This window comes from Vibrio sp. V43_P6S15P86, assembly GCF_009904725.1.
Taxonomy (GTDB): domain Bacteria; phylum Pseudomonadota; class Gammaproteobacteria; order Enterobacterales; family Vibrionaceae; genus Vibrio; species Vibrio diabolicus.
The window spans coordinates 1-5,829 of the sequence record NZ_WXWT01000006.1 but is presented as its reverse complement, the minus strand read 5'-3'; the positions used below and the strand labels follow the sequence as shown (position 1 = coordinate 5,829).

5 protein-coding genes are annotated in these 5,829 nt (G+C 45.7%); 2 read left to right on the top strand and 3 right to left on the bottom strand.

The window, feature by feature from the left end; all coding sequences use genetic code 11:
• Nucleotides 1–21: 21 nt before the first annotated feature.
• A complete protein-coding gene (gene pepA, locus CAG69_RS00385; protein WP_005397459.1) occupies nucleotides 22–1,530 on the bottom strand; it encodes a leucyl aminopeptidase in 1,509 nt (502 codons plus the stop codon).
• Nucleotides 1,531–1,730: 200 nt separating this feature from the next.
• Here pepA and lptF point away from each other — a divergent pair, with 200 nt between their 5' ends.
• Nucleotides 1,731–2,831 (top strand): LPS export ABC transporter permease LptF, encoded by a 1,101-nt coding sequence (gene lptF / locus CAG69_RS00380; RefSeq protein WP_006742363.1) that lies wholly within the window; start codon nucleotides 1,731–1,733, stop codon nucleotides 2,829–2,831.
• A 3-nt stretch (nucleotides 2,832–2,834) separates the two neighbouring features.
• Nucleotides 2,835–3,905, top strand: coding sequence for an LPS export ABC transporter permease LptG (lptG, locus tag CAG69_RS00375; protein WP_005397455.1), 1,071 nt, complete (start codon nucleotides 2,835–2,837; stop codon nucleotides 3,903–3,905).
• Nucleotides 3,906–3,992: 87 nt separating this feature from the next.
• Here the strand turns inward: lptG and CAG69_RS00370 are convergent, their stop codons facing one another.
• Nucleotides 3,993–4,472 carry an RDD family protein gene (locus CAG69_RS00370; RefSeq protein ID WP_161442141.1) on the bottom strand — a complete coding sequence of 160 codons (480 nt, stop codon included), beginning with the start codon at nucleotides 4,470–4,472 and terminating at the stop codon, nucleotides 3,993–3,995.
• A gap of 184 nt (nucleotides 4,473–4,656) precedes the next feature.
• Nucleotides 4,657–5,829 (bottom strand): DUF2254 domain-containing protein (locus CAG69_RS00365; RefSeq protein ID WP_161442139.1); only part of this gene is annotated, 1,173 nt, incomplete at its 5' end.

Below are 5,829 nucleotides of genomic sequence, written 5' to 3'. Positions count from 1 at the left end.
CTTTTAGATTTTGTTCAGAAATTACTCTTCTGTCTCTTGGCCGCTGCGGTTCAAAAGGAATTGGACAAGCATTGAGACAGGACGGCCCGTTGAGCCTTTCGCTGCGCCTGATTTCCACGCAGTACCTGCGATATCGACGTGAGCCCAGTTGTACTTTTTAGCAAACTTAGACAGGAAGCAACCCGCAGTGATAGTACCAGCAGGGCGGCCACCGATGTTTGCCATATCAGCAAATGGGCTCTTCAACTGCTCGTGGTACTCATCTGCCATTGGTAGACGCCATGCACGGTCACTCGCTTGCTCTGAAGCGTTAACTAGCTCATGAGAAAGAGGGTTGTGGTTGGAGATAACGCCACTGATGTGGTGACCTAGTGCGATAACACAAGCACCAGTTAGGGTTGCAACGTCAACCACGCAGTCTGGTTCGAAACGCTCTACGTAAGTCAGTGCGTCACAAAGAACAAGACGACCTTCCGCATCCGTGTTCAGAACTTCTACAGTTTGACCAGACATTGTCGTTAGGATATCACCTGGACGGTAAGCGTTGCTGCCTGGCATGTTTTCACAGCCTGCTAGAACACCAATAACGTTAATTGGTAGGTTTAGCTTCGCTAGCGCTTTCATTGTACCGAATACCGATGCCGCACCACACATGTCGTACTTCATCTCATCCATACCTTCGCCCGGTTTTAGAGAGATACCGCCTGAATCGAAGGTTAGACCTTTACCTACTAGCACAATCGGTTTTGCATCTGAGTCAGGGTTACCTTTGTACTCGATGATAGACATCATAGATTCGTTTTTAGAACCACGGCCTACTGCTAGGTAAGAGGTCATACCCAGTTTTTCCATCTCTTGCTCACCAATAATTTTGGTGGTTACGGTTTCGTAATCGTCCGCTAGACGACGAGCTTGAGAAGCAAGGTAAGCTGGATTAGCTACGTTTGGCGGCATGTTGCCAAGGTCTTTTGAGGCTTTGACACCAGATGCGATAGCGAGACCATGAGTGATTGCTTTTTCACCCAAGTTTAATTCACGACGCGTTGGTACGTTGAAAACAAGCTTGCGCAGTGGGCGGCGAGTCTCAGGTTTAACGCTCTTGAATTGATTAAATGTGTATAGACCATCTTTAGTCGCTTCTACAGCCTGGCGCACTTTCCAGTATGTATCACGACCCTTAACATGCAGTTCAGTTAGGAAACATACCGCTTCCATTGAGCCTGTCTCGTTAAGTGTGCTGATCGTCTTTTGAATGATTTCCTTGTACTGGCGCTCGCCAAGTTCACGCTCTTTGCCGCAACCGACAAGTAAAACGCGCTCTGACAAAACACCTGGTACTTGATGCAGTAGCAGCATCTGACCAGGTTTACCCTCTAGATCACCACGGCGAAGTAGTGAACTGATGTAACCGTCACTGATTTTATCAAGTTGTTCGGCTACTGGAGAAAGGCGACGTGGTTCAAACACACCAACAACGATACATGCGCTACGTTGTTTCTCTGGACTGCCACTTTTTACACTGAACTCCATGCGTACTCCTACATCCTGAAGACAAATTGCTCTAAATGTTAGATAATGATCGCTTACTTGTTGAATTTTAGCTCCAGGCTTACATGCAGAGCTGATTAAGCGACTAACATCTAGTTTATAATTTTTAAAAAAATAAATGGTTCAACGGGAAACTATAGTGATTCGACCAAAAAAACAAGTTTTGTATAGGTAATTTCAGCGTGATTATTGTTAGATATTTGATCCGCGAAACACTCAAGAGCCAATTTGCGATTTTTTTCGTACTTTTTTTGGTGTTTGTAAGCCAGAAATTCATAAGTGTTCTTGCTGATGCTTCTGATGGGGATATTCCTGCTGGATTGATTTTCTCGATTGTTGGTTTGAACATGCCAGCAATGGGTCTGTTAATGCTGCCTTTGAGTCTGTATATCGGCATACTGATCACGTTTGGTCGCCTGTATGCAGAGAGCGAAATTGTCGTAATGAACGCGACAGGTATTGGTAATAAATTCTTGGTTCAAGCGGCCTTATACCTAGCGTTGATTACTTCAGCGGTGGCGGCTTTCAATGCGTTGTGGCTATCGCCGTGGTCTCAAGACCGCGTAGAGCAACTTTATGAGCAAGTGGCAGCAGAAAACAGCGTTGACTTGCTAAAGAAAGGGCAATTCCAAGGCACGCCAGATGGTTCATCGGTTGTGTTCATTGATGACATTAAAGACAATACATTGAGCAACGTTTTTGTCGCGCAGATGCGCCCGAGAGATTCAGTATTGCCGAGTGTGATGTTCTCGTCCTCTGGTGAAGTAAAAGAACTGTCGGACGGCCGTCAGGTCATCACCATGAAAGAAGGCACGCGTTATGAAGGTGTGCCGACTCGCGTTGAATATATGATCACAAAATTCGATGAATACGAAGGCGTTATCGGCCAGCGTGAGGTCAAAAAGAAAGGGCGAGATTGGGAAGCGTACCCAACGGTTGATTTGATTGGACACCCAGACCCAGAAGCGCAAGCAGAGCTGCAATGGCGAATTTCGTTATTTGTGTGTATTCCACTCTTAACGATGTTGGTTATTCCTTTGTCAGCGGTGAATCCGCGTCAGGGACGATTTGCCAAAATGGGGCCCGCGATTCTTATTTATCTAGCGTATTTCCTGGCGATTAGTGCAACAAAATCTGCATTAGAAGATGGTGACATTCCGGCGGCAATCGGCATGTGGCCTATTAATGCGATGTTACTGATTGTCGCAATCATGGCCAATATGATGGACAGCGTTGCTGCTCGACGAATAAAAGACAAATTCCGTAAGAAGAGGCTCGCGTAAGCTGTGTTCAAAATCTTAGACCTTTACATCGGTAGAACCATCATCTCTACCACTGCCTTGGTTTTAGCGACGTTTGTTGGCTTATCGGGCATCATCAAATACGTAGAACAGTTACGTAAAGTAGGGCGAGGCGTGTATGACCTCACTCATGCATTGTATTTTGTGTTGCTCAGTGTGCCGCGTGATATCGAAATGTTCTTCCCAATGGCGGCATTACTCGGCGCCCTGATCGGCTTAGGTATGTTGGCGTCAAGCTCTGAGCTGGTGGTGATGCAAGCTGCTGGTTTCTCAAAGTTGGATATCGGGTTATCCGTGCTCAAAACGGCGGTGCCACTTATGCTTATCGTTATGACGTTAGGGCAATGGGGTGCTCCAGAAGCACAAAAGATGGCTCGTGATCTACGATCCTTTGCGATATCTGGAGGTAGTATTGTCTCAGTTCGTTCTGGAGTTTGGGCTCGTGACGCAAACGACTTTATCTTTATAGGTAAAGTCGAAGACGACAAGCTTTATGCTTTAAATATGTGGCGTTTTGATGATGATAAGAATCTACAAAAGGTTATCTTTGCTGAAGAGGTCGACTATCAACAAGATAACAATTGGTTGATGCGCGACGTACAAATCACGGATATGAAAAATGAAAACGTGATTTCGAAGCAAGACATCGAACAGATGGAATGGCATACGTCATTGGCTCCAGATAAGCTAGCTGTGGTGACGGTAAAGCCTGAAGAGTTATCACTGAGCGGTTTGTATGATTACGTGACCTATCTGAAAGCTTCAGAGCAAGATGCGTCTCGCTATGAATTGGCGTTTTGGCGTAAGTTGACACAGCCGCTTTCAATTGCCGTGATGATGTTGATGGCGCTATCGTTTGTTTTCGGTCCACTCAGAAGTGTGACCATGGGGGCAAGGGTATTGTCGGGCGTGGTTGCCGGGTTTACTTTTTATATATCCAGTGAGTTCTTTGGCCCATTAAGTTTGGTATATGGCATATCCCCAGTGTTTGGTGCATTGGCTCCGAGCCTGGTGTTCTTAGCTATTGCGATTGCGCTGCTGAGAAGAAAGCTGTAGCTGAAGTATCACCGAATAAACCATGTTTCATCGGACTAAATGTAAAAGGAAGGCATTATGCCTTCCTTTTTTGTATTCCCGGATAAGTTAGTTTGCCTTAGGCAACACAACAACCTCTGTTTTTGCCCAAATGTCGTGGAAACCACGTTTCTTGGGATCAATCGGCACAGTCAGGTTTGCCAAACCAAAGCCAGATGTTGCAATGCGAATCAGGGCTTGAGTGACTGTAATCGGCGCACCGTCTTTGGCATTGCGAACTCGAAGTTTCCAAGCGCGCATCCCAAGTGTTTGCCCTGCTCGCGTCCAGAAGAAGACAAAGAAGTATATCCATACAACCGCAAGATACAGTGTAAATAGAGGGCTTAATACAGAATGCTTTCCGAGCATATCAGCGGCATCTGCGTACTCGCCATAGCTCAACAGCCCTGCTGCATTTAGTGCAAATACAACGGCCATAACAATACCTGCGGCCATCATTTCGATTGCGATAATAATCAATGTGTCGTAAATCAACGCTGCAAGTCGACGAAAGAGACCAGCAGGTGGAAGAGTTGTAGACGTCGTCATTATTCCATCACTTACCTTAAAAATTGTGCGTCAGAATATAGATTCCCTCACCAAGAGAAAAGAGACCTAACGCACAGAGTCTTTAATTATGCATAAACGAAGTGACTTTTCTGCTGTGTGTTATGAACACATATCACGATGTACAAGGCCTTTCGGTAACCTATTTCAACTGAATTTTACTTGCCTAACCATTAGCTTTTTGGTCTGTAACTAGATTAGACAGATGAGAGAGTTGGTGTTTCTCATCTTCGGTATAATGCTGGCTCAAGGAGAGCTCTAAAGCTTTTTCTGATAGCTTGGTTGCAGGTGATAAAAACAACTTGGGGTGCATACTAGAAAGAGCCAGCAAGGCTTTTTGTAGGCGAATCTGTATTTGGAGTTGCGCTGCACCATCGTGCGCGATTGGTAAAAATACATCATCAAATAAATCTTGGCAGCTTAATGCGGGCACAAATAACCTAGGGTATCGAGTCTTGGTAGGCGGTTCGCTGAGTAACTCTCCCCATAATGAAAGCGCTCGTACAGAACGCCCAAGAACATCAATCGCGGTACCGTTATCATTCACGGCGGGGGAGAGAGCTCGTGAGGCGATCTCCGCCATGACGACTAATCCAAAACGAGGATCTTGATCATAGGAACGCTCCGTTCGAATCGTGAAGGCGGCCGTTATTTCGTTTTCGTCTGGCAACGCTCCACAAACCCAAGCCAATGGTTGACTCACATACACAAAGCTTCCTGGTTGTCGTTCAAGATAGATAGTGCATTGGTTTGCTTCGGCAATACTATCGAGATGATGCATATCAACATGCTGTAAGTAGCCAATTTCTTGGCTGAAAATAGGCTTGCTTCCTCTGGGTTTATGTTCTGGATGGCTCCATGGGTGAGCACCTAGCCAACGCTCTTTGCCCCGTTTTCTTATCGCATCTAACAAGGCTTGCTCTACGTATGAAGTGGTTTCACTGACCCTTCCTAGTACGGAAAGGTGCTGAATCCAACGTAGCAGAGTGAGTATGATCATCACGATTACGGCGATAGTCACGATGAACAGATAAATTTGTGCTTGTTGATGATAGGCCCCAATACCTAGCGCGATAATTCCTACCAAACTAAATAGAAAAGAGCCAAGAAAGGTTGCTAAGGCATTTTGTGTTGTGCTGTCTTCCATCAACAGTTTTGTCGCTCGCGGCGTTACCCCTGCGCTAGCGGCACTGTACGCTGAGACCATTATATTGAGCGAGAATGTGGTCACCGCAAGCATGGAAGTCGCGAGGATATTTAATATGTTGTTAAGCAAATCCTTACTGACGTTGATTGCAGGAGGCAGAGTAATGAACTGGTTTAAAACAATGGATATTAG

Coding starts and splice junctions, on each gene's coding strand:
- pepA (WP_005397459.1), bottom strand. CDS start 1,530: ATGGAGTTCAGTGTAAAAAGTGGCAGTCCAGAGAAACAACGTAGCGCA.
- CAG69_RS00370 (WP_161442141.1), bottom strand. CDS start 4,472: ATGACGACGTCTACAACTCTTCCACCTGCTGGTCTCTTTCGTCGACTT.